We start from the raw sequence: 22,270 nt of genomic DNA, 5'->3' as shown, positions 1-22,270 counted from the left end.
TGTGATGATTTCGTCAGTTCCGATCGACGACGCCATGGTTCTGCGGCGCGGTCCGGGCACGCTTGGCGCCCCGCTGGGTGAAAAGCTGCTGATGCTCAGCGTGGAACAGGGAAGCTATTTCGAGTTGTCGCCGGTTACGCGGCGAATCTGGGAGCTTCTCGAAACACCCCGGACCCTGGCCGACCTCATCGAGTGCCTGACCGGGGAATATGATGTCGACCCGGAGACCTGTCGTGCCGAGGTCCGGTCGGTAATCGAACACCTTGTCGGGGAGAATCTTGTCGGCATTGCCTGAAGCGGGCCCTCAAAGCCGCGGGGCGACCTGTTCACAGATGCTCGTTTAGGATGCGCGAGAATTCGGTCCGGCCGAGGGGGCCGTTCAGTAGCTGAAGATGCAGGGCAAGCCAGCCGGAATTGGCTTCGAGTAGCAGGGGCCCCTCCGCGGTAAGGGTGATATCCCAGCCGAGAAAGGCGAACCGGCCGAACCCGGTTTCGTGCGCCCGGATGGCGAGCGCCAGGCTTTCGGGCCAGAAGGGTAGCGTCCTTCCCGTGATCTGCGCGTTCGTATCGGGGTGTCGCGTGATGTCCGGGGCACCGTTGCGAAAGTCGAGCGCCCTCGTCAGCGCACCTTGGTCCATTTCGATGGCGCAGCCGATGCCAGCGACCGAGGTGATCCGATCGCCGCTGGGCAGATAGAGCATCGCACCTACAACGGTCGCACGACGCTCGCGATCCACGCCAGTGATGATCCGCAGACTGGCAAGGGCGCCATTGGTCATATCGGCGATCGCTGGATGGTTCAGGACCCTTGGCTGGACGATGCAGTCGGCTCCGCTGACATGTTGGGCGAATTTGTCGGCGGCAATGGCCGCGTCCTCCCCGTTGCGATAGGAGCCATCGGCACGCCGCCACAGCGCGGCGCCTTGGCCGCCATGACCAGCGAGGCTCTTCACCCACAGTTCCGGTGCTTCGGGAACGAACGGTGCCGTTGGTGTCACCTGGATGCCGTCCCGGAATACCGCCAGCGTGGGCACGGAGGCCAGTCCGTGGGTCTCGCAGATGCTGGCGAAACGAGCCTTGTCCTTGACTGCCTGTTCCACCGCCCCGCGCCGCGCGTTCAGCTCGGCGAATGCGCGTAGGTCAGTCCAGAAGACGAACTGGAGCAGGTCAGCGCGTGACCCCGGCTGGTCGAGACAGTAGGCGCGATATTCGAACGGCGGTACGTTGCGCGTCACCGCCAGCCACCATGCGTCGACGATGCGACGCAGCTGTCCGGGTGGCGTGTCCCGCCGCTGGACCCTGATTGCCGTCGCCAGCGCGCCCACGGGCCACGCCAGGATCATCGTGACGAACACCAGCGGACGAAGGAACCGGCGCCGTTTCGGCAGGTAGCTCGGTCCGGTGAGCCGTCTGAGCCGTGCCGTAGGCGTAGGGGCGGGGCCCGGCAGAAACGGGAAGCCATATTGGCTAAAGGCGCTCAGTGCGGTGGCGACGCGACGGAATGGTCTCACCGTCGCGACAGACGGCTATGCGGTACGAAAGCCCGTGAGAGATTCTTCGTCTTTTCCTCCCGATCGGGAATAGCGATTTCCGCGACCTCTTTACGCGACACCGATTTCATCACGACCGAATACCCGATCCGGCGCGGGAAACCATGTCCGATATCGTGTATTCGGCACTCCGTCGGTGCCTCTTGAAAGAGGCGCCGACGAGGCGGACGATCAGTTGCGTGACGGGTAGACGCCCTCAAGCGCGATGCAGAAATTGAAGGTCATGAAGGGTTGTCGGTTCTCGTGGCTCTGACCGCCACCGACCGCGCTGATTGACTGAGGCGCCATCGCGACGTTGGGTGAACCGCTATTGGTCCATGCGCTATAGGAAACGCCCGTAGGAAAGCTCGTAGACGGGGGTATCAGCGGTCGTGAGACAAAGCTGTTCGAGCTTGGCGCCACGGTCATGGAAGCCGGGGGGGCCGTCGCGGCGACCGCCTGGTGCGTATGATTGGCCATCTGGCTGTAGTTCAGTGTGACCGAGCTCGTCCCAAGTTTTTGGGCGACTGCGACGGTGGAGGGCAAGCCCGTCGCAACCCAGGCTGGGGCGGGATTGCCCGCGTCCATCGGTGAAAGCCCTCGCAAATCGGGCAACGTGAACACCTGCTGCGTGTAAGGGCCGTAGAGATTGGAGGTGATGGCGAAAAGGGCCTGTGCCTGGGCGATCGGCATCTGCTGGCCGTTGCACAGCGCCCAACCTCGGGGAGCGTAGGTGCACGCCCAGCCGCGAACTTCGCCGATAAATGGATCGCTCATTTTATTGGTCCCCTTCAGGCGGGAAAGATGCCCTGGATACAGATGATGTAGTTCACCGCCATTGTCGGCATCAGGTTGGCGTGCGGCATGCTCCCCCCTTCGCTGGAAAGCGCGGTCGCCGCCAAGTTGCGGGCGACGAACCCGGTCGCGCCGGAATTGACGTATTCCGGCACGCTGCTTGGCGCCGCGAAGACATTGCCTGTCGGGACGAGAGCGTTCGCGGGCTGGGTGGATGCCGTGATCGAATGGGTATGTGGCGGCATCTGCGCCTCGGTTACCGTGACCTGCGCAACGCCGAAGGACTGTCCCAACGTGTATGTGTTGGGTGAACCGGGGGGCTGCCCCGTCCCGCAGACCAGTAGCCCGCGGAGGTCCGGAAGGTTGAACGTAGTCCTCCCGTCACCGCCATAGGTCGTGCCAACTAGTGTGAAGAGAGCCTCGTTACCAGTTATCGGCAGTGGTTGGCCTGCGCACAGGGCCCACCCACGTGGCGCGTAAATGCTGGCAAACAGGCGAATTTCGCCGAGATAGGGATCCATGATTGCGTTCCTTGCTGTCCGCTCAGTTTCTGGATGGGAAGAAACCCGAAACGCAGATGCACCAGTTCATCGCCATGGTCGGCTGGCGATTCTCATGTGCCTGTCCACCGCCTTCGGCAAGGACTGACCCGGTGTTGAATAGCGTGGTCGTGCCCGTGCCGGTGGGTATTGGGCCATATATCTGCGGGGGCGACGGTGTCCCGGCCGTCCCGTTGGGCGCTACTGCCGAAGGATAGCCGTTCACCGGGATAGGAATGGTCCCGTTGGCGCTGAAGGCGGAGACCAGATGGCTATGCGCGGGAATCTGATTGACGGTGAGCGTCACGCCTTCGGCCCCACCTGCCATGCCGACCTGATTGCAGGTGGGATCAGCGGGATTCAAGTGGATCGGCACGCGTCCGCGCATGTCGGGCAGCCCGAAGGTGACCCGGCCATCGCCGCCATACCGATTCCCCAGCAGGGCGAACAATGCCTGATTCGCCGTGACCTGCATGATCGTGCCGTCGCAGAGATGCCATCCAGTCGGTATCTTGCCGTAGGGAAAGATTCGAATTTCGCTTAGCCAACTATCCGACATAGCAGTTCCCGTGACCGTCAACCCGATGCCTCCCGCGACTGGCCGGGAAGGCCGTGGCGCGAGGGGCAAGTGCCAGAAAACCATGGTTCGCGGACAAGGTCGATAGGGTCGGAAGGCGGAATCAGCCAACTGCGATCAGAATGGATTCAATTCACGCGGCGACTGGGGGTGCCACCATTCGAGGCTGCGGAAACACCTCTGGAATGGATGCATATGCAGGGGCATCGACGATCGGATATGAAGGATGGTGGACGCACTTGGGCTCGAACCAAGGACCCGCTGATTAAGAGTCAGCTGCTCTACCAACTGAGCTATGCGTCCATACCGGGCAGCTGAAGTGGCGCGTTGGAAGCGCCGCCGCATCGGGGAGGGCGCCGGTTAGCATCAGGCCCGCCGGATGCAAACCCTTTTTTCCCGCAACGGAAAAAAAAGCTCGCCCCGTCTACCAGCGCACCGTCTGGTGGTTCTGGCGATCGATCGACATCAGGATTCCGATGCACAGCATGATCGTCATCTGGGACGATCCGCCGAAGCTGATCAGGGGGAGGGGAACGCCCACCACCGGCGCAAGGCCCATCACCATCGCCATGTTGATCGCGACGTAGAAGAAGATCGTCGTCGCGATGCCTGCGGCGGTCAACCGGGCGAAGCGGGTCTGCGCACGCAACGCGACCATCACGCCCCACTGGATGATGATGAAGAAGGCGACGATCAGCAATATGCCGCCGATAAGCCCCCATTCCTCCATCATCGTCGCCAGCGCGAAGTCGGTTTGGCCTTCGGGCAGGTAATCCAGATGGCTTTGCGTACCGTTAAGGAAACCCTTGCCGAAGATGCCGCCGGACCCGATCGCGATCTTCGACTGGCTGATGTGATAGCCGATGCCGAGCGGATCGCTTTCGGGATCGAGGAAGACCAGGATACGGTTGCGCTGATAGCCGTGCAGAACGAAGTTCACCGCAAGCGGGATCGCCGCGCCCAGCGCCAGCGCGGCACCGATGAACAATCGCAAAGGCACGCCCGCGAGGAACATCACGGTCGTCCCGCCCACGACGATCATTAGTGCAGTGCCGAGATCCGGCTGTTTCATGACCAGGGCGGCCGGGATCAGGATCAGCACCCCCGCGGGCCAGATCGCGGTAAAGCGCCGGGTCTCGTTGGGCGGCAACGCGTGATAGAAACGCGCGGTCGCGAGCACGATGAACACCTTCATCAGTTCTGACGGTTGCAGGCGAATGATGCCGAGATCGAGCCAGCGCTGCCCGCCGCCGCGCACCGCGCCGATCAGTTCGACAAGGATGAGCATGACGATCAGCCCGACATAGGCCGGGATCGCCAGTGCCTGCCACGTCGATTCGCGCACGCGGGACAGCACCACGGCGCCGGCGAGGAAGATGAAGAAGCGGGTGCCCTGAAGCAGTGCCCAGGGGCGTATGCTGCCCCCGGCGGCGGAATACATCACCAGCAGCCCGAAGGTGCCGATCGCTATGACCAGCAGGATGATCTTCCAGGGGAGTTGGGCCAGCGGCTCCGGAACGAAATTGAGCCCGTTCATCGGTCGCTCTCCGTCGAACCGGTCTCGGCGACCCCGGCCCCTGCCCGTGTGGCGTTGGCCAGCGCCTCAGCGCTTGCGTCGGCGGCGCTGGTCGCAGCCTCCACGGCCGGCGCGTCGGTGGCCGCGGTGGCGTTGAATTCCGTCGCCGCACCGACCATCGGCGGTGGCGCGTTGGCGGCGGCGCGATAGGCGGTGGCCTGCGCCGTCATGCGGGTCTTGATGTCGCCACCCCAGGTCGGCTCGACCTCGGCCAGTGACGCCACAGCCCGCTCGCGGTCGAGCAAATAGGTCAGGATGTCGCGCCCGATCATCGGCGTATCGAGATTGCGGATGAGATGGGCGTTGTGTTCGAGCACCACGGCTGCGGCATAACGCGGCTTGTCGGATGGCGCGAAGCAGATGAAGAGTGCGTGGTCGCGCATCTTGAAGGGCAGGGAGGCGTTATTGAGCACGCCGCTGCGCCGTTCAGCCATCGAGATGCGGCGTACCTGCGCGGTGCCCGTCTTGCCCGAGATGGTCATGCCCGGGATCTGGAGGCGTGAAGCGCCGCCGGTGCCGCCGTCGTTCACCACCGCGAACATCGCGTCGCGGACGATCTCAAGATGCTCGGGCGAGACATCGAGCGCTGCGGCGGGATGCACCTTGTCCATCAGGATGCTCGGCTGAAGCGCGCGTCCGGATGCGATGCGCGACGCCATGACCGCGAGTTGAAGGGGATTGGCGAGAACATAGCCCTGGCCGATCGACGCGTTTAGCGAGTCGGCGACCGTCCAGTTCTGCTTGTAGCGCCGGAGCTTCCACGCCGAATCGGGGACGGTGCCGTAACGCTGCGAGCTGAAGGGCAGATCGAATTTCTGGCCGAGGCCGAGCTTGCGGGCGATCGGCGCGATCCGGTCATATCCGATGTCGCGCGCCATCTGATAGAAATAGATGTCGCAGCTCTGCGCGACGCCACGCCGCATGTTGACGCTCCCATGGCCGCCGCGCCTCCAGCAATGGAAGGTGCCGTTGCCGACCTTCAGGGCACCCGAGCAGTTGACCGACTGGTCCGGGTGGACGCCAGCTTCGAGCAGGGCAAGCGCGTTCATCGGCTTCACGGTAGAGCCGGGCGGATAAAGGCCCTGCAGCACCTTGTTCATCAGCGGGACGTGATCATCGTCAGACAGCATCTTCCATTCGAGATGGCTGATCCCGTCGGAGAAGCTGTTCGGGTCGTATGCCGGCATCGAGACCATCGCGAGCATCTCGCCGGTCAGGCAGTCGATCACTACCGCCGAGCCCGAATTGGTGCCGAGGCGGCGTGCGGCATATTCCTGCAGGCCCGCGTCGATGGTCAGCCGCGCGGTCTTGCCGGGTACGTCGGGCCGGGTCGCGAGCTCGCGGACCAGCTTGCCGCGGGCGGTTACCTCGACGCGCTTCGCGCCGGGCGAACCGCGCAGCTCCGGCTCGAGCGTCTTTTCAAGGCCGTCCTTGCCCAGCTTGAAGCCGGGGGTGACCATCAGAGGATCCTTGGTCTTCTGATATTGTTCGGCCGACGCGGCGCCGACATAACCGGTCAGATGCGCGACCGCCGCGCCCGAGGGATAGCTGCGGGCGAAACCGCGCGAGGGCGCCACGCCGGGCAGTTCGGGCAGGCGGACGCTAACCGCGGCGAACTTCTCCAGATCGAGATTCTCGATGACCTGCACCGGCTGGAATCCCGCGGCGCGCTTCAGGTCGGCCGTGATCCGATCCATCGCCTCTGGCGGAAGGCTGAGGATATCGCGGAGCAAGCCGAGCGTGCGATCCTTGTTCTCCAACCGGTCGGGGATGATGTCGACACGGAAGTCGGTTCGGTTGTTGGCGATCGGAACGCCGTTGCGATCGACGATCCAGCCGCGCCGGGGCGGCACCAGCGTCATGTTCACGCGGTTGCTCTCGGAGAGCAGGCTGTAATGCTCGTTCTCGGCCACCGCGAGCCAGGTCATTCGGCCGGCGAGCAGCAGGCCGACCGCTGCCTGCCCGGCGCCCAACACCAGGGCGCGGCGCGAGAAGCTGTAAGTCTGCGTCGCCTCGGTAATCACGCGGGTCGGCTGGTTCATGCGCCCTCGCGCTTGCGGTCAAGCCAGGCGCAGAACCGCGCCACAAGGGGGAAAAGCATCGTCGAGATCACGATCTGGAGTAATAACACGGTATCGACATGGGCGCCGATAGGGGCTGCGACGAGACGTCCCACGATGAGGCAGAAGCCGATCGCGCCGGATGCGATCAGCCAGTCCTGCCAGAAATCCCGGAACACCAGCCTTTGGTCGATCAGGTCGATCATGAAGAAGCACAGGGTCCAGAGCAGCATCGCGCTGCCGAGTGGCTGCCCGCTGACCAGATCGTCGAAGAAGCCAAGCGGCAGCGGCGCCCAGATTCGAAGCACGTCCGGCCTGGTCAGTCGCCAGCCGAGCAGCACCATCAGCCCGAGCGGCGGCAGGAAGGGGAAGGTCGCGACGAAGGGCCAGGTCGTGGCGAGCGATGCCAGCAGCACCGATGCGGGCGGCAACAGCCGGGCCGCCGCGGGCGGGGGCGCGGCGTCGAAAGGCCCGCGGGTCGGCTGCCTCATGGCTTTTGCGGGGCCGCCGGCGGTGCGACCGACAGGAAAGCCTGCTGGACCAGCGCGAAATCGAGCGTGTCGGGCTGCGCGAAGGTGCGGGCCAGCGCCGTATCGCGGGCGCGTTTCAACACGCGTGCGACGGGGATGTTGGGCGAATAGATGCCACCGGTGCCCGAGGTCACGAAGATGTCGCCGGGCTCGAAACCCACATTGGCGAGCGAGGCTGACCGGATATCGAGCAACCCGTCGCCACGCCCTGCGGCGAGGGCGGGCAGGCCGTCCCGGGTACGGCGTACCGGAACGATGCTCTCAGGATCGGAAAGGAGCAGGACGCGTGCCGTATTCGGACCGGTTTCGAGAATCCGGCCGATCAGTCCTTCGGGACCGCGCACTGGCTGGCCCGGTTTCACACCCTGCCAGGCACCAGCGTTGAGCACCGCGAAACGCCGCGTGCTCGATGCCGAGGAACTGACGAGACGCGCCGCCACCACGGGGCCGGGCGAACGCTCGCGGAGCTGCAGCAGTGCCTTCAGGCGGCGATTGTCGTAGGACAGCGTCCGCGCACGCATCAGTAGGGCATGGTTGTCCGCGAGCTGCTTGCGGAGCTGCTCGTTCTGCCTGCGAACGCCGATATAGTCGGAAACCGAGGCAGGGATCGAGGCGATGCCCCGGCCGATCGCGGCGACGCCTGACGAGACCGGAGTGGTCACCTCGGCAACGGTCGCCCGCAACGCGGCGAAAGCCGGTGGGTCGAGCGTCGCCAGGGCAAGCAGCACCGCGCCGACGAGCGAACCCGCAACGGCGATCACGTAGCTCAGGAATAGGCTGTATTGCGCCCGCCGCGAAAAACCCGGGCGCCGGTTACGAGACGGCGCCATATTCCCCCTCAAGGAAGGCCCGGTACCGCCTATCGGCACCGGGACTTCATCATCTGATCACGCGCTGTGCAGCACACCGCGGAATACCGGATCCTCGAGCGCGCGGCCCGTGCCAAGCGCAACGCAGGTCAGCGGATCGTCGGCGATCGTGACGGGCAGGCCGGTCTCGTCGCGCAGCACCTCGTCGATGCCCTTCAGCAGCGCGCCGCCGCCGGTGAGCACGATGCCCTGGTCGACGATGTCGGCGGCGAGTTCCGGCGCGGTGTTCTCCAGCGCGATGCGGACGCCCTCGACGATCTGGCCGACCGGTTCCGAGAGCGCTTCGGCGATCTGGCCCTGGTTGATCTGGATTTCCTTCGGCACGCCGTTGACCAGGTCGCGTCCCTTGACGTGGATGGTCAGGCCGATGCCGTCTGGCGGCGGCTTCGCCACGCCGACTTCCTGCTTGATCCGCTCGGCGGTCGAATCGCCGATCAGCAGGTTGTGGTTGCGGCGGACGTACGAGACGATCGCCTCGTCCATCTTGTCGCCGCCGACCCGGACCGAGGTGGTGTAGGCGAGGCCGCGCAGCGACAGCACAGCGACTTCGGTCGTGCCGCCGCCGATATCGACGACCATCGAGCCGATCGGCTCGGTCACCGGCATGTCGGCGCCGATCGCCGCGGCCATCGGCTCCTCGATCAGCCAGACCTGCGAGGCGCCGGCGTTCGAGGCTGCGTCGCGGATCGCGCGGCGTTCGACCGAGGTGGAGCCCGACGGCACGCAGATCACGATCTGCGGCCAGCGCATGAAGCTGCGCTGCCCGCCATGCACCTTGTGGATGAAATGCTTGATCATCTGCTCGGCGACATCGATGTCGGCGATGACGCCGTCGCGTAGCGGACGGATCGCCTGGATGCTGTCCGGGGTCTTGCCCATCATCAGCTTGGCATCGTCGCCCACTGCCTTGACGCGCTTCACGCCGTTGATCGTTTCAACCGCGACCACCGACGGTTCGTTGAGGACGATGCCGCGTCCGCGCAGATACACCACTGTGTTCGCGGTTCCGAGGTCGATCGCCATATCGTGCGACATGAGTCTGAAGAAACGCGAGAAGAAGGCCATTGATCGTTCCGTTCCAGGCCGGCCGTTTTGCGGTCCGGCAGTTCGCACTACCACTTCCAACACCTGTGAACGCCCGGCCAGAGCTGGAAATTCCACGCTCAGTTTGCCGAGTAGATGCGGGTCGCGGGATGCCGTCGCTTGGGCTAGAGCCACACCCATGTCAATACGCCGCCTGCCCGAACATCTCGTCAATCGTATCGCCGCCGGTGAAGTGGTCGAACGACCCGCCAGCGCGTTGAAGGAACTGGTCGAAAACGCGATCGACGCGGGCGCCCGCCGCATCGCGATTCGTCTCGCTGGCGGCGGGACCGACCTGATCGAGGTGACCGATGACGGGTGTGGCATGACGCCCCCCGACATGGCGCTTGCGCTGGAGCGGCACGCGACCTCCAAGCTGCCGGATGAAGCGATCGAAAACGTCGCGACGTTGGGATTTCGCGGCGAGGCGTTGCCGTCGATCGCGAGCGTGGCGCGGCTGACCCTGGAGAGCCGGGTGCGGGGCGCTGAAGGCTGGTCGCGGATCGTCGATAACGGGGCGCTCGTGTCGGAAGGGCCCGCGGCGATTCCCCCCGGCACTCGGGTGCGGGTCGACGCGCTGTTCGAGCGTGTGCCGGCACGGCGCAAGTTCCTGCGATCGGCGCGATCGGAATATGCGGCGAGCCTCGATGTGGTTCGCCGGCTGGCAATGGCGCGGCCTGACATCGCCTTCAGCCTGGAACATGACGGGCGGCGTTCGCTATCAGTCGGTGCTGGCGAGAGCCTGCCTGACCGGGTCGCCGCGTTCACTGACCGGGCACTGATCGACAATGGCGTGCCGATCGATTTGGAACGCGAGGGGCTGAAACTCGGCGGGATTGCGGGCCTGCCCACCTTCAACCGAGGGATCGCCGATCACCAATATCTCTTCGTCAACGGCCGCCCCGTGAAGGACCGGCTGCTCGTCGGCGCGGTTCGCGGCGCCTATGCCGAACTGCTTGCCCGCGACCGGCACGCGGTGGTCGCCCTGTTCCTTGAGGTGCCGGCCGACATGGTCGACGTGAACGTGCACCCGGCCAAGACCGAGGTGCGTTTCCGCGAACCGGCGATGGTGCGCGGGATGATCGTCAGCGGCCTGAAGCGCGCGCTGGACGAAGCCGGGCATCGTAGCGTCCAGCGCCCAAGCGAGACGGCGCTGGCGGCGTGGCAGCAGGAGCCGATGACGCCCGTCTCGCCCCAGCTCTGGGAAGACCGGCAATGGGACAGCCGTCCGGCGACTGGCCAGCACGCCGTGTTCGAACGTCGTCAGGGTTTCATCCCCCCGCCGATGGCGCGGGCCGAGCCGGCCTATGCGCCGCCGCCGGAGACGGTGTCCTTCCCGCTGGGTGTCGCACGGGGCCAGGTCGCCAAGACCTATATCGTCGCCGAGGCCGAGGACGGGCTGGTGTTGGTCGACCAGCATGCCGCCCATGAGCGTCTGGTGCTTGAACGGATGCGCAAGGCGATGGCGCATGGTGGCGTCGCCGCGCAGGCGTTGCTGCTGCCCGAAGTGATCGAGCTTGACGAGCCGGCCTGCGATCGCCTGGAAGCGCGCGCTGCGGAACTGACCGAGTTCGGGCTGGATCTTGAGCGGTTCGGCCCGCGCGCCATGCTGGTGCGCAGCGTGCCGGCAATGCTCGGGCAAAGCGACGTCACCGGGCTCGTTACTGATCTCGCCGACGAACTGGCGGCGTTCGACGAGGCGCTCAGCCTCAAGGAGCGGCTCGATCATGTTGCGGCGACCATGGCCTGCCACGGATCGGTCCGGGCGGGGCGGGTGCTGTCGGTGGCGGAGATGAACGCGTTGCTCCGCGAGATGGAGATCACGCCCCATTCGGGCCAGTGCAATCATGGCCGGCCGACCTGGGTGAAACTGCAGCACTCGGATATCGAGAAGCTGTTCGGCCGGAAGTGAGGGACAATGCGCATGCCCGAGGCGGGCGGCGCTATACTCCTGCCGGTTGCCGGAGGCGGCTTCTCAGCCATTGTCGCGCCGGCGCCTCATAAAGATAGGCGGCGATCGTCGCGAAGAGCATGATGGCTACCGCGGTAAGGGCCCATAACGCAATTGCCCCCGAACGAGCGCCGATCAAGTCCGCGGCAACCAGCAGCAGGGGATAATGGACGGCGTAGAGCGGATAGGACAACGCCGCCAGCCATCTGGCGAGCCGTATCGCGGCCGTGGCCAGGCGGGCATGTGTCGCCAGCAGAACGATGATCGGGAACAGCAGGAACAGCGTCGCGCCGATCCGCGGGACCATCGCGCCGAAGCGGGGCGTCATCAGCAGGAAGAATGTCGTTGCGATCGGCCAGATGGCGGAGAAGGCGGGCGGCCTCAGGCGTCCCGCGACGATCAGCCGATAGAGCAGAAGACCAGCACCATAGCTCCACCCGATGCGCGCGAAACCACCGGCGAGGGTCGACCAGTTCCCGCCGCCGCCCCAATTGCCGGTCGATCCGGCGATCCAGGCCCAGGCGATGCCGCAGGCTATCGTCACTATGGCGAGACGCGATGTGGACAGCCTGCGCACGGCACCCGCATGCGCGGCATTGGCGATGAGTTCGAGGAAGAGCGACCAGATGACGCCGTTCAGCGGGAACAGGAGCGGGGAGGTGAAATCCGGCACTAGGAAGAACTGGCCGAGGGAATGCAAGCCAATGCCGGATGTCCCGTGCAGCGTGACCTGAACACCCAGGCCGATCAGGGCGCCAAGGAACAGGGCGGGGTAGAGGCGGGCGATCCGGACGGCCATGAAGCTGCGCCAGCGCATGCCGTCGAGCAGCTTGCGTTCATAGGCATAGCCGATGACCAGGCCGCTCATCATGAAGAACAGATCGACGGCGAGATAGCCAAGTGGCGCCAGCCATCGATAGCCGCCGAGATAGCCGATATGGACGAAAAGGACGCTGATCGCGGCGATGCCGCGCAGGACGTCGAGCGTCAGGAACCGGTGGGCGTCTGGAACAGTGAGCAGGGCGCTCATACCCTCATGACGGTCGAAGGATTCCTGTCCCGTCACCGTTGAGCCCGATGCCGGCAAGACCGATCCTTCAGTCAAGGAACACGCATGCGCGGGCTTCGATGCTCAGGCGAGGCACAGCTCCCTGGCTCTCCGGATGAATGAAGCTGGTATGCGGGCACCCCGACGGCTCGCCCGACAGTGAGTCCGACTGGCGAAAGATCAGCGCTTCGTCGGGTGTCATGGCCGAATAATAGCACCAGCGATGGCGGCTATTGGCTTTCAACAGGTAGAATTCCGATTCGACTTCGGCACTGCCCGGATTCCCGACGGCATCCGCCCGCACGAGGTCAGTCATCGCCACCGTGCGGATGTCGCATAGGGCGAGCGGCCTGTCCTGCGGAGGAGGGCGCAGCGAACGCCAGACGGTGTAGATCGTGAAGCGGTCTGTGCCGGCGCCAGTAGCGCCCGCCCGTTCAAGCGCCGTGGCTGCGGCTGCCTGGATCGAACGATCGGTAAAATCCGTGTGCGCGATCGGGGCCGGCACCTCGGTGATCATGCCGGTCGCGTCCGGTGTGTGACGGCTGGACCGCAGGACCGGGCGCGGAAGTGCGAACACCCGGGTTGCGCCGCTGGCCTGCCTCACCAGCTCCTCGACCTCGGCGAGATAGACCTTTTCCACTTCAGCGGCATCAGTAAAGTCGGCGACGCGGCTTTCGTGCCGGACGAGCGTGAACCCTTCGTCGGACAGCGAGGCCGGGTCGGCAGCGTAGCGCATGTCGTGAATCGGGAGTTCCCTGTCCTCGAAGGGGACAAGTGACCGTTCCGGCTGGATGCGGTCAGCGCGGGGACGGGAAGATCCGTCGGCGAGATACCCTATGCGTGCCCGAACCATTGTGGAGGGCGCAGCTTTTCGGACTTTCCAGAGTCTGTTCAGCCACATGAGTTCGCCCCGCCGGCAGCTTAACGCTGCCCGACGTTTCGGATAGGCTCAGGTCGGTATGGTGACAAGAACAACCACAAGTCCCCCGAGGAAGTGGTATCATCTTTTCATGTTTTATCAGTGGACTTGCCTCGCTGAAACATCGGTTACTCCGGCAACTCGACCGAATCCTCACCAACCCCGCTTTCGTTCTGCGCGGGGAGCGCCTACATCGCGCGTCCCATGTCCCGTCCCAAGCCCCCCGTCTTCGAGAAAACCAAGATCGTCGCCGAGAACCGGCGGGCGCGGTTCGATTATGCCATCGATACCGTTTACGAGGCCGGAATCGCCCTGACCGGCACCGAGGTGAAGTCGCTGCGCAGCGGCACCGGGTCGATCGCGGAGAGCTATGCCGAGGTGAAGGACGGCCAGGTCTGGCTGATCAATTCGAACGTTCCCGAATTCAGCCATGGCAACCGCTTCAACCACGAGCCCAAGCGGCCGCGTAAATTGCTCCTTCACGAGCGCGAGATAAACAAGATGCACGGCGCGGTGGCGCGCGAGGGCATGACGCTCGTGCCGCTGATGATCTACTTCAATTCGAAGGGACGTGCGAAGGTTGAGCTGGCGCTAGCGAAGGGCAAGAAGGACCACGACAAGCGCGCGACGATCAAGGAACGCGACTGGAAGCGTGAGCAAGGGAGGATCATGCGTGATCGTGGCTGAGCGGCCACGCCTTTTCACGCGCGTCGCCGCCTGGTGGCAGCGTACCATGCCGACGCGCGAGAGCATGGAGCAGAACCGCCTGTTGCGGCCGATCGCTCACCGTGTCCTTGCCCCCGCCCTGTGGCGGTTCACGCGCCGTTCAGTGCCGCGCGGCGTAGCGCTCGGCATGGTGACCGGCATCCTCTTCCCGGTCGCGCAGATTGCTTTCTCGGCGGTGCTCGCCCTGCCGATCCGCGCCAATATCCCGGTTGCCGCGGCGATGACCTTCATCACCAACCCTTTCACCACGCCGTTTCTGTGGGTGGCTGCCTATTGGATCGGGAAGCAGGCACTGCATCTCGATGCGCAGGTGCCGGGCGCCCCGATCGCAACCCAGGTCGCGGCGAATTCGAGCTGGCTTCACTGGCTGCTGTCGACTGCCGGGCCCGCGACGATCGTCGGGCTGTTCATCATCACCCTGGTCCTGTCGGTGGTCGGGTATGCGGCGGCGGCGCTCGGCTGGCGCTGGTGGATCGCGCGCAAATGGCGCAGCCGGGCCCATGCCAGGCTGAAGCAGTGAACTGCTCGCGGCCTCGGCATTGACCGGCCGCAAGCTCAATACAGCGCGTTCGCATCTTGTAAGCAGCTTGACGCGTCCCTGAGCGCGGCCAAAGAGAGGCAGGATGGCAAGCCTTCCAGCATCCTCCGCCTCAGCGCTCTCGCCGGCGCGCGGCGCGGCGTTGATCGCCGCTGCGTGCGGGTTGACCGCGGCGCTGCTGATTTTGGTGGTGCTGCGCAACCTGCCAGTCGCCGCGGCCTTCCTGGCGACTTCCCTGGTGATCCTCGGATCGCTGCTCCTGTTTCGCAGGCTGTTCCCATCTGGACGTGCCGAAAGCATCGAACCCGACTGGAGCGTTGCCCGGACGCTGGCCGCTAGCAGCCCGGAGGCGGTGGCGATCACTGATCGCGCCGGACGCCTGGTATGCGCCAACGACCGGTATGAGGCGCTATTCGCCGGTTTCCCGACTCCCCCGGCATTGCCGGTGGATGAGGCGGGAATCGACCTCCTTGGCGCCGCCGGTCGCACCGCCTGGCGTGACGGCGCTGCCTCGGTTGCCCGGCTGATTGCACGCGGCACGCTGCTCAGGGCGGAGATCGAGCGGGCGGGGGCGGACGAGGATCTGCTCGTCTGGCGTTTCCGTGGCGTCGAGGCGCTTGACCTCGCCGCCACCGTCGAAGGCGTGATCGGCGGACCAACCGGGGACCGGCTTGCCGCGGCGGGGATCATGGCCGCCCTGATCGCGCCCGACGGCCGGATACGTGCCGCGAACCGCGTACTGCGCGCCCGCGCCATGGGGCATGAGGAAGGCGCGGTTGCCGGCCGCGACTTCGCCCGGTTCCTGATCACCGACAGTCACGGCCTTGTCCGGTTCGAGCGCGAAGGGCTGACCGGCAGCCCGTTGCGAGTCCTTCAGATCCCGTTCCTCGACGGCGACGATGCGCCCATGCTGGTCGTCTTGCTTGATGAGGAGGGCGGTGCCAGCGAGCCGGCGATCGGGGCGAGCGCCAGCGCGCATGTCCGTAGCCTCGTCTCGCTGATGCCGTTCGGCATGGCGCTGGTCGATCGCGACGGTCGCTTTCTCCAGATGAACGATGCGTTCGCGCGCGCGGCGGAGGTCGATGCGGCGGCGCCGCCGCTCTATCCCGGCGATCTGCTGGTGCGCGAGGACAAGGGGGTGGTCGCCGACGCGATCCGGCGTTTCGCGAACGGGGCGACTCATTCGACCGATCTCGCGGTGCGTCTGAAGGATCATCCGGAGGAGCCGGTCGCGCTGTCGATCGCCGGCGCGCGCGGCCTGGGCGATGCGGCGGTGCTGCTCAGCCTCAAGGACAATAGCGAGGAGACCCGGCTCAAGCGCGAGGTGGCGCAGGCGACCAAGATGCAGGCGGTCGGCCAGCTTGCCGGTGGCGTCGCGCATGACTTCAACAATATCCTGACCGCGATCATCGGGCATTGCGACCTGATGCTGATGCGCCATTCGCCCGGCGACAGCGATTATGACGACATCCAGCAGATCCGCGCCAATTCGAACCGGGCCGCGAGCCTGACCCGGCAGCTTCTCGCCTTTTCCCGCCAGCAGACCCTGGTGCCGCAGGTATTGCAGTTGCCGGACGTGATTTCGGAGGTTTCCAACCTGCTCAAGCGCCTGCTCGGCGAGACGGTGACGCTGACGGTGAAGCATGGCCGTAACCTGGGCCCGGTGCGCGCCGATCCGGGGCAGCTCGAACAGGTCGTGGTCAACCTCGCGGTCAATGCGCGCGACGCGATGCTGGCGAAGGACCCCCGCGGTGGCGGCGAATTGTCGATCCAGACCAAGTCGGTGACCGCGACCGACGTTCGCCGGATGGGGTCCGACATCCTGCCGATCGCCGATTATATCGCGCTCGAGGTGGCCGATACCGGTGGCGGCATCCCGCCCGAGATATTGCCCAAGATCTTCGAACCCTTCTTCACCACCAAGGATGTCGGCAAGGGGACCGGGCTTGGCCTCTCCACCGTCTATGGCATCGTCAAGCAATCGGGCGGCTATATCTTCGCCGACAACCGGGAACAGGGGCGCGGGCAGGGGGCGGTGTTCACCATCTACCTCCCGGTCCATACCGCGTCGCAGCCCGCCAAGCCGGCAAGCCCGGCCAGGAACAGGGACAAGCCGACCGACCTGTGGGGTACCGGCACGATCCTGCTGGTCGAGGACGAGGATATGGTCCGCGCCGTCGCCGAGCGCGCGCTGGTCCGGCAGGGCTATACGGTGCTGACCGCGGAAAATGGCGAGGTCGCGCTCGACGTGCTGGCAAAGAGCGCGCGGCCCGACCTGCTGATCTCCGACGTGGTCATGCCGGTGATGGACGGGCCGACCATGGTTCGCCAGGTCCGCTCGCGCTACCCCGACCTGCCGATCCTGTTCATGTCCGGCTATGCCGAGGAGCAGTTGCGCAAGTCGATCGACCTCGACAATGTCACCTTTCTCGCCAAGCCCTTCTCGGTACAGCAGCTTGCCGAGGCGGCGCGGGACGTGCTGGCGGCGAAATGACTTGGCGGCGATACGCGCCGGAGATTATGGGGCGATGATGACCGCCCCGACCAACATCCTCATCGTCGAAGACGAGCCCCTGATCGCGATGATGCTCGAGGATTTTCTCGACGTCCTCGGCAAGACCATGGCCGGCACGGCCGACAACGTCGCCGATGCGCTGAAACTGGTCGAGGCGGGCGGCATCGATGCGGCGATCCTCGACGTGAACCTGCGCGGCGGGGAGAAGAGCTGGCCGATCGCCGACGCCCTGGCCGCGAAGGGCGTGCTGTTCGTGCTCGCGACCGGCGGATCGGCCGAGAGCGTGGCCGAGGCCTATCGCGGCCGGCCGACGCTGTCCAAGCCCTTCACCATGGATGCGGTATCACGGGCGCTCGACTCGCTCGGTTAGGCGATCCGTTCCGGTACTGCCGCCGCGTCCTCGATCAGCGACTGGGCGGGAGCCACTGCTTCCCAGGGAAAGACGAACCAGTCCTTGTCGACAGTGCGGTCGATCGTGAGGGCGCGATACTCGACCCTTTGCGCCGAGTTGGCGTTGTCGATCAACGTGGCGAAGCGAATACTGTCCGGTACCGCGCCGGCTGTACGCAGGACTTCGCGCAGATGGCCGATGGTGCGGCCCGAATCATTGATGTCGTCCAGGAACAGCAGCCTTTCACCCGCCTGGGTGCGGTGCGCGAGCCTGACCAGCGGCTCGTCGGCGAAATCCTTCACCTGGCTCGAATAGTCGACCGACAGCATCGGCATGCCGGTGGCATGGCTGAGATAGACGGCCGGGGCGAGGCCGCCGCGCCCGATACCGATGATGAAGTCCGGTTTCCAGTCGTCCTCGGCCAGTTGCGTCGCAAGCGCGCGGACGGCGGCGACGAACGCCTCGTGCGGTATCTCGGTGAAAACGGTCATCGGCTTGCCTCCACATAGGCATCGAGCCGGGCGAGATGCGCCGCCACCGCGTCGTCGGGCAGGAAGGAACCGAGAAAGCTGTTGCGGGCGAGCAGCGCCAGATCGTCGCGGTCGAGCCCCCGCGCGGAGGCCGCCGCCCGGTAATTGTCGGCGATATAACCGCCGAAATAGGCCGGATCGTCCGAATTGATCGTGGCGCGAAGCCCCGCCTTGATCATCCGGTCGATTGGATGATTGGCCATGTCGTCGACCACGCACAGTTTCAGGTTCGAAAGCGGGCATACCGTCAGCGTCATGCCGGTACGCGCCAGCCGCGCGGTGAGAACGGGATCCTCGAGGCTGCGATTGCCATGGTCGAGCCGGTCGATCTCGAGCAGGTCGAGCGCCTGGTGGACATAGTCGGGCGGTCCTTCCTCGCCGGCATGCGCGACGAGCCGAAGTCCTTTCGCGCGGGCAGCCGCGAACACGCGGGCGAATTTTTCGGGCGGATGGCCAAGCTCGGACGAGTCCAGCCCCACGGCGTCGATCCGGTCGAGCCACGGTTCAGCCGCCGCCAGCGTGGCGAAGGCGGCATCTTCGTCGAGATGGCGCAGGAAGGACAGGATCAGCTTCGACGTCATGCCGTGCCGGGCGTTCGCGTCGGCCATGCCGGCGAGCAGGCCCTCGATCACCGTGCCGAAGGCGATGCCGCGATCGGTATGGGTCTGGGGATCGAACATGATCTCGGCATGGGCGACGCCGTCGGCCGCGGCGCGATCGAAATAGGCGACAGCGAGATCGCGAAAATCCTCCTGCTTCTGCAGCACGTTTGCGCCGGCATAATAGATGTCGAGAAAATCCTGCAGCCGGGAGAAGCTGTAGGCGGCGCGAACCTCCTCGACGCTCGCATAGGGGATCGCGACCTTGTTGCGCTGCGCCAGGGCGAACATCAGTTCGGGTTCGAGGCTGCCCTCGATATGCAAATGGAGTTCCGCCTTGGGCAAGCCGGTAATAAAATCGTGGTCGGTCATCTCTCCTTCATCGCGCGGGCACGATCGGGGAGCAAGCCGGAACGAGAAGGGGCCGCACCCCGGAACGGGTCGTTTCACGGATCCAACAAAATTATTGTTCCACTCTTGTTCTTTTGGAACAAACCGTATACGGAACTTCCAACACGCATTGAACGCGCGATGTGATCAGTCTAGCGACGGAGGCTCCAGTGGCGGCATCTTTGAAGGTCATCGACAACAAAATGGCAGTCTCCAACGACAAGGCGAGCTCAGAGCGCGCCAAGGCACTCGACGCGGCACTCGCACAGATTGATCGCGCATTCGGCAAGGGGTCGGCCATGCGGCTCGGCTCGAAGGAAACCATGCAGGTCGAGGCGATCTCGACCGGCTCGCTCGGGCTCGACATCGCGCTCGGCGTCGGCGGCCTGCCGCGCGGCCGCGTGATCGAGATCTACGGGCCGGAAAGCTCGGGCAAGACCACACTCGCGCTCCACGTCATCGCCGAGGCGCAGAAGACCGGCGGTACCGCGGCATTCGTCGATGCCGAGCATGCGCTCGATCCGGTCTATGCCAAGAAGCTCGGCGTCAACATCGACGAGCTGATCGTCTCGCAGCCCGACACCGGCGAGCAGGCGCTCGAGATCGTCGATACGCTGGTCCGCTCCAACGCGATCGACGTGCTGGTGGTCGATTCGGTCGCGGCCCTGGTGCCCCGTGCCGAGATCGAGGGCGAGATGGGCGACAGCCATGTCGGTCTTCAGGCCCGCCTGATGTCGCAGTCGCTGCGCAAGCTGACCGGCTCGATCAGCCGCTCGCGCTGCATGGTGATCTTCATCAACCAGCTCCGCATGAAGATCGGCGTGATGTACGGCAACCCGGAGACGACGACGGGCGGCAACGCGCTGAAATTCTATGCTTCGGTCCGCCTCGACATCCGCCGCACCGGCCAGATCAAGGATCGTGAGGAGATCATCGGCAACACCACCCGGGTGAAGGTCGTCAAGAACAAGGTCGCGCCGCCGTTCAAGCAGGTCGAGTTCGACATCATGTACGGCCAGGGCGTTTCCAAGATCGGCGAGATCCTCGATCTCGGCGTGAAGGCCGGGCTGGTCGAGAAATCGGGCGCGTGGTTCAGCTACGACAGCGTCCGCATCGGCCAGGGCCGCGAGAATTCGAAGAATTTCCTCAAAGAGAATCCCGAAATGGCCGATCGCCTCGAAAAGGCGATCCGGGCTCGTACCGACAAGGTGGCCGAAGAGATGATGGCCGGTCCCGATGCCGAGGACGACGACGAACTCTGAGAGCTGATTTTACGCGGCGTTCTCCCGTCGCAAAACCCGGAAAGGCCCGCCTGCGTTGGCGGGCCTTTCATATTTCGGGCCATGGAATTTTTGGAACGCCGCAGCGCTAGCCTGCATGGCGACCGCGGGATAGGGCTGTTCGGGCCGGCCCCATGAACGATCGCCCGGCGCGGAGAAAGAACATGACGACCGCGAGTGACTGGTCAGGGTCGATAGGCGATGTCTGGGCGGCCGAATGGCGCCGGACTGATCGCATTTTTGCCGGGCTGGCGACGCAGTTGAACGCCGCGATCCTCGATATGGCTCTCTCCGGCAGCGCGGCGATCGTCGATATCGGCTGTGGTGCCGGCACCACCAGCCTGGCGATCGCCGGGGCGCTGCCCGGCAGGCAGGTGGTCGGGGTGGATATATCGCCCAGCCTTGTCGAGATCGCGACCGGGCGTGGCCAGGGGCTCGACAATCTTTCTTTCCGCTGTGGACCGGCGGAAGAGCATCTCGCCGGTCTGGCGCCGGTCGACCTGCTCGTCTCGCGTCACGGAGTGATGTTCTTCCCCGATCCGGTTGCCGCTTTATCGGCATTGCGCGGCGGAACCGTGCCGGACGCTGGCCTCGTCTTCTCCTGTTTCAGGGCCACCACGCTCAATCCCTGGGCAACGGAGCTTGTCGTCGCTGCCCAGGGGGAGTTGCCGCCCCCCTCCACCGGCTATGTGCCCGGGCCTTTCGCCTTCGCAGATCCCGATGCCGTTCGCGCTTTGCTGACCGCGGCGGGATGGTCGCGGATCGATTGCCGGCCAGTCGAGTTCTCCTATCGCGCTGGCGAGGGCGCCGCTCCGGTTGCCGATGCATTGAGCCTGTTCCAGCGTATCGGGCCGGTTGCGCCGATCCTTCGCCAGGCACCGGTCGGGGAGCGGGCGGCAATGCTTGATCGGGTCGAGGCGGTCATCGCGCGGCACCATGTCGACGATGCCGTGGATTTCCCGGCTGCGGCGTGGTTATGGTCTGCGCATAACGACGGATAGAGAGAGGATTGCCGTGACGATCATCGTCCACCATCTCGAAAACTCCCGCTCCCAGCGCGTCCTGTGGATGCTCGAGGAACTGGGCATGCCGTATGAGGTCAAGCGCTACGAGCGCAACAAGCAGACCATGCTCGCGCCGCCCGAGTTGAAGAAGGTCCATCCGCTCGGCAAATCGCCGGTCATTGAGGACAGCGACGACGGCCGGGTGATCGTGGAAACCGGCGCGATCATCGATTATCTGGTCGAGAAGGCCGACGGGAGGCTCGGGCCGCTGCCGCACCGCGATTCGGTCCTCCGTTACCGCCAGTTCCTGCATTATGCCGAAGGGTCGCTGATGCCGCCCCTGCTCGTGCTGCTCGTCGTCAATCGTATCCCGTTCCTCGGCAAGAAGGCGGCGAAGCGCATCCAGCCGATGATCGACGTGCATCTTGACTATGTCGAATCCGAACTCGCTCAGCGTCCCTGGTTTGCGGGGGAGGAGATCACCGGTGCCGATATCATGATGAGCTTCCCGCTCGAGGCAGCGCGCAACCGTGCCGGGCTCGATGGCTCGCGGCCGCATACCATCGCCTGGCTCGACCGGATCCACGCCCGTCCGGCCTATCGGGCGGCTTTGGCAAAGGGCGGGCCCTATGCCTATGCCTGAGCGCTGATCGAGCTCGGTTGATTCAATGTGGTGAACGCTGGCTGCAGGATAGGGGCTGCGCGGAACCCTCGGGAACCGGCGGGCTCTTTCTCATCGCTATACGCCGCAGATATCCCTGTTCGGCGCTGAATTTTCCCTGTTATCCGCGCCTGAATTCCCTGTTCTCGGATAACAGGGA

Annotated in this window: 22 protein-coding genes and 1 tRNA gene; 9 read left to right on the top strand and 14 right to left on the bottom strand. The window is 65.1% G+C overall.

All coding sequences use genetic code 11. The annotated features are described in order from the left end of the window. The first annotated feature begins 4 nt into the window (after positions 1-4). Positions 5-295, top strand: a complete 291-nt coding sequence (locus P0Y59_06560) for a PqqD family peptide modification chaperone (protein ID WEK01339.1) — start codon at positions 5-7, stop codon at positions 293-295. Between the two features lie 31 nt (positions 296-326). Here the strand turns inward: P0Y59_06560 and P0Y59_06555 are convergent, their stop codons facing one another. From P0Y59_06555 to P0Y59_06510, 10 genes are all read right to left on the bottom strand, one after another. Then, complete coding sequence (locus P0Y59_06555) at positions 327-1,511, bottom strand: sugar-transfer associated ATP-grasp domain-containing protein (protein WEK01338.1); 1,185 nt, start codon at positions 1,509-1,511, stop codon at positions 327-329. Between the two features lie 210 nt (positions 1,512-1,721). After that, positions 1,722-2,306, bottom strand: coding sequence for a tail fiber protein (locus P0Y59_06550; protein WEK01337.1), 585 nt, complete (start codon positions 2,304-2,306; stop codon positions 1,722-1,724). 14 nt (positions 2,307-2,320) lie between these two features. Next, positions 2,321-2,845 (bottom strand): tail fiber protein, encoded by a 525-nt coding sequence (locus tag P0Y59_06545; GenBank protein ID WEK01336.1) that lies wholly within the window; start codon positions 2,843-2,845, stop codon positions 2,321-2,323. Between the two features lie 22 nt (positions 2,846-2,867). Continuing rightward, positions 2,868-3,422 (bottom strand): tail fiber protein, encoded by a 555-nt coding sequence (locus tag P0Y59_06540; protein ID WEK01335.1) that lies wholly within the window; start codon positions 3,420-3,422, stop codon positions 2,868-2,870. 245 nt (positions 3,423-3,667) lie between these two features. Beyond that, positions 3,668-3,743 (bottom strand) — tRNA-Lys (locus P0Y59_06535). A 121-nt stretch (positions 3,744-3,864) separates the two neighbouring features. Then, complete coding sequence (gene rodA / locus P0Y59_06530) at positions 3,865-4,977, bottom strand: rod shape-determining protein RodA (protein WEK01334.1); 1,113 nt, start codon at positions 4,975-4,977, stop codon at positions 3,865-3,867. Next, positions 4,974-7,058 (bottom strand): penicillin-binding protein 2, encoded by a 2,085-nt coding sequence (mrdA, locus tag P0Y59_06525; GenBank protein WEK01333.1) that lies wholly within the window; start codon positions 7,056-7,058, stop codon positions 4,974-4,976. Before mrdA ends, rodA begins: the two co-directional genes overlap by 4 nt. Beyond that, positions 7,055-7,567 carry a rod shape-determining protein MreD gene (mreD, locus tag P0Y59_06520; GenBank protein WEK01332.1) on the bottom strand — a complete coding sequence of 171 codons (513 nt, stop codon included), beginning with the start codon at positions 7,565-7,567 and terminating at the stop codon, positions 7,055-7,057. The genes mrdA and mreD overlap by 4 nt, the downstream gene beginning before the upstream one ends. Continuing rightward, positions 7,564-8,436 carry a rod shape-determining protein MreC gene (locus P0Y59_06515; protein WEK01331.1) on the bottom strand — a complete coding sequence of 291 codons (873 nt, stop codon included), beginning with the start codon at positions 8,434-8,436 and terminating at the stop codon, positions 7,564-7,566. The genes mreD and P0Y59_06515 overlap by 4 nt, the downstream gene beginning before the upstream one ends. Before the next feature lie 57 nt (positions 8,437-8,493). Further along, a complete protein-coding gene (locus tag P0Y59_06510) occupies positions 8,494-9,540 on the bottom strand; it encodes a rod shape-determining protein (protein WEK01330.1) in 1,047 nt (348 codons plus the stop codon). 157 nt (positions 9,541-9,697) lie between these two features. Here P0Y59_06510 and mutL point away from each other — a divergent pair, with 157 nt between their 5' ends. Further along, on the top strand, positions 9,698-11,470 hold the full coding sequence (gene mutL / locus P0Y59_06505; protein ID WEK01329.1) for a DNA mismatch repair endonuclease MutL: 1,773 nt from the start codon (positions 9,698-9,700) through the stop codon (positions 11,468-11,470). Between the two features lie 31 nt (positions 11,471-11,501). On the opposite strand, the gene P0Y59_06500 is transcribed toward mutL, so the two are convergent. After that, on the bottom strand, positions 11,502-12,596 hold the full coding sequence (locus P0Y59_06500; GenBank protein WEK01328.1) for an acyltransferase: 1,095 nt from the start codon (positions 12,594-12,596) through the stop codon (positions 11,502-11,504). Between the two features lie 10 nt (positions 12,597-12,606). Further along, positions 12,607-13,458 (bottom strand): CmcJ/NvfI family oxidoreductase, encoded by an 852-nt coding sequence (locus tag P0Y59_06495; protein ID WEK01327.1) that lies wholly within the window; start codon positions 13,456-13,458, stop codon positions 12,607-12,609. Between the two features lie 222 nt (positions 13,459-13,680). Between P0Y59_06495 and P0Y59_06490 the strand changes: the two genes are divergently transcribed. The 4 genes from P0Y59_06490 to P0Y59_06475 all read left to right on the top strand — a co-directional run bounded on the left by P0Y59_06490 (position 13,681) and on the right by P0Y59_06475 (position 17,625). Further along, on the top strand, positions 13,681-14,163 hold the full coding sequence (locus P0Y59_06490; protein ID WEK01326.1) for an SsrA-binding protein: 483 nt from the start codon (positions 13,681-13,683) through the stop codon (positions 14,161-14,163). After that, on the top strand, positions 14,156-14,722 hold the full coding sequence (locus P0Y59_06485) for a DUF2062 domain-containing protein (GenBank protein ID WEK02515.1): 567 nt from the start codon (positions 14,156-14,158) through the stop codon (positions 14,720-14,722). The genes P0Y59_06490 and P0Y59_06485 overlap by 8 nt, the downstream gene beginning before the upstream one ends. A 103-nt stretch (positions 14,723-14,825) precedes the next feature. Continuing rightward, on the top strand, positions 14,826-17,234 hold the full coding sequence (locus P0Y59_06480; protein ID WEK01325.1) for a response regulator: 2,409 nt from the start codon (positions 14,826-14,828) through the stop codon (positions 17,232-17,234). Positions 17,235-17,271: 37 nt separating this feature from the next. Continuing rightward, on the top strand, positions 17,272-17,625 hold the full coding sequence (locus P0Y59_06475) for a response regulator (GenBank protein WEK01324.1): 354 nt from the start codon (positions 17,272-17,274) through the stop codon (positions 17,623-17,625). Here P0Y59_06475 and P0Y59_06470 read toward each other — a convergent pair. Both P0Y59_06470 and P0Y59_06465 read right to left on the bottom strand, forming a co-directional pair. Next, positions 17,622-18,137 (bottom strand): phosphoribosyltransferase family protein, encoded by a 516-nt coding sequence (locus P0Y59_06470; GenBank protein ID WEK01323.1) that lies wholly within the window; start codon positions 18,135-18,137, stop codon positions 17,622-17,624. The genes P0Y59_06475 and P0Y59_06470 overlap by 4 nt on opposite strands. After that, positions 18,134-19,147 (bottom strand): adenosine deaminase, encoded by a 1,014-nt coding sequence (locus tag P0Y59_06465; GenBank protein WEK01322.1) that lies wholly within the window; start codon positions 19,145-19,147, stop codon positions 18,134-18,136. The genes P0Y59_06470 and P0Y59_06465 overlap by 4 nt, the downstream gene beginning before the upstream one ends. Before the next feature lie 221 nt (positions 19,148-19,368). Between P0Y59_06465 and recA the strand changes: the two genes are divergently transcribed. The 3 genes from recA to P0Y59_06450 all read left to right on the top strand — a co-directional run bounded on the left by recA (position 19,369) and on the right by P0Y59_06450 (position 22,092). Beyond that, positions 19,369-20,427, top strand: coding sequence for a recombinase RecA (recA, locus tag P0Y59_06460; protein WEK02514.1), 1,059 nt, complete (start codon positions 19,369-19,371; stop codon positions 20,425-20,427). Between the two features lie 182 nt (positions 20,428-20,609). Further along, positions 20,610-21,446 carry a methyltransferase domain-containing protein gene (locus tag P0Y59_06455; protein WEK01321.1) on the top strand — a complete coding sequence of 279 codons (837 nt, stop codon included), beginning with the start codon at positions 20,610-20,612 and terminating at the stop codon, positions 21,444-21,446. Between the two features lie 13 nt (positions 21,447-21,459). Further along, the gene (locus P0Y59_06450; protein WEK01320.1) at positions 21,460-22,092 is read left to right on the top strand and encodes a glutathione S-transferase; all 633 of its coding nucleotides are present in this window, start codon (positions 21,460-21,462) and stop codon (positions 22,090-22,092) included. Positions 22,093-22,270: the final 178 nt, after the last annotated feature.

It is taken from the genome of Candidatus Sphingomonas phytovorans, from assembly GCA_029202385.1.
Lineage (GTDB): Bacteria > Pseudomonadota > Alphaproteobacteria > Sphingomonadales > Sphingomonadaceae > Sphingomonas > Sphingomonas phytovorans.
The sequence above is the reverse complement of the archived record's forward strand: the minus strand, read 5'-3'. Positions and strand labels throughout refer to the sequence as shown.

Coding starts and splice junctions, on each gene's coding strand:
- P0Y59_06470 (WEK01323.1), bottom strand. CDS start 18,137: ATGACCGTTTTCACCGAGATACCGCACGAGGCGTTCGTCGCCGCCGTC.
- P0Y59_06540 (WEK01335.1), bottom strand. CDS start 3,422: ATGTCGGATAGTTGGCTAAGCGAAATTCGAATCTTTCCCTACGGCAAG.
- P0Y59_06465 (WEK01322.1), bottom strand. CDS start 19,147: ATGACCGACCACGATTTTATTACCGGCTTGCCCAAGGCGGAACTCCAT.
- mrdA (WEK01333.1), bottom strand. CDS start 7,058: ATGAACCAGCCGACCCGCGTGATTACCGAGGCGACGCAGACTTACAGC.
- recA (WEK02514.1), top strand. CDS start 19,369: ATGGCAGTCTCCAACGACAAGGCGAGCTCAGAGCGCGCCAAGGCACTC.
- P0Y59_06545 (WEK01336.1), bottom strand. CDS start 2,845: ATGGATCCCTATCTCGGCGAAATTCGCCTGTTTGCCAGCATTTACGCG.
- mutL (WEK01329.1), top strand. CDS start 9,698: ATGTCAATACGCCGCCTGCCCGAACATCTCGTCAATCGTATCGCCGCC.
- P0Y59_06455 (WEK01321.1), top strand. CDS start 20,610: ATGACGACCGCGAGTGACTGGTCAGGGTCGATAGGCGATGTCTGGGCG.
- mreD (WEK01332.1), bottom strand. CDS start 7,567: ATGAGGCAGCCGACCCGCGGGCCTTTCGACGCCGCGCCCCCGCCCGCG.
- P0Y59_06515 (WEK01331.1), bottom strand. CDS start 8,436: ATGGCGCCGTCTCGTAACCGGCGCCCGGGTTTTTCGCGGCGGGCGCAA.
- P0Y59_06475 (WEK01324.1), top strand. CDS start 17,272: ATGACCGCCCCGACCAACATCCTCATCGTCGAAGACGAGCCCCTGATC.
- P0Y59_06495 (WEK01327.1), bottom strand. CDS start 13,458: ATGTGGCTGAACAGACTCTGGAAAGTCCGAAAAGCTGCGCCCTCCACA.
- P0Y59_06480 (WEK01325.1), top strand. CDS start 14,826: ATGGCAAGCCTTCCAGCATCCTCCGCCTCAGCGCTCTCGCCGGCGCGC.
- rodA (WEK01334.1), bottom strand. CDS start 4,977: ATGAACGGGCTCAATTTCGTTCCGGAGCCGCTGGCCCAACTCCCCTGG.
- P0Y59_06550 (WEK01337.1), bottom strand. CDS start 2,306: ATGAGCGATCCATTTATCGGCGAAGTTCGCGGCTGGGCGTGCACCTAC.
- P0Y59_06510 (WEK01330.1), bottom strand. CDS start 9,540: ATGGCCTTCTTCTCGCGTTTCTTCAGACTCATGTCGCACGATATGGCG.
- P0Y59_06560 (WEK01339.1), top strand. CDS start 5: ATGATTTCGTCAGTTCCGATCGACGACGCCATGGTTCTGCGGCGCGGT.
- P0Y59_06490 (WEK01326.1), top strand. CDS start 13,681: ATGTCCCGTCCCAAGCCCCCCGTCTTCGAGAAAACCAAGATCGTCGCC.